Below are 221 nucleotides of genomic sequence, written 5' to 3'. Positions count from 1 at the left end.
TCTCTGCACTTCCGTTGTAGTACTTCGCATCATTAGCTTTTGTGCTTTCCGCATCTGTAGATGTTGCTGTTGTTAGAGCCTCTTTCTGGGTCTCTGCTCCATCTAATTTGCCTTTGGCATCTTCTATGGCTTGTTTTGCTGCATCTACTTCCGCTTGCGTTGCGTTAGCTTTTTCTAAGATTTTCTTACCATCTGATACTGCTTGATCATAGGCTGCTTTC

Annotated in this window: 1 protein-coding gene; it reads right to left on the bottom strand. The window is 43.4% G+C overall.

Annotated features, from left to right (window positions below):
• On the bottom strand, positions 1–221 hold a 221-nt coding region (locus DSY56_RS11735; protein ID WP_200832456.1), incomplete at both ends, for an FIVAR domain-containing protein.

It is taken from the genome of Streptococcus sp. 596553, assembly GCF_900411395.1.
Lineage (GTDB): Bacteria > Bacillota > Bacilli > Lactobacillales > Streptococcaceae > Streptococcus > Streptococcus mitis_BA.
The sequence above is the reverse complement of the archived record's forward strand: the minus strand, read 5'-3'. Positions and strand labels throughout refer to the sequence as shown.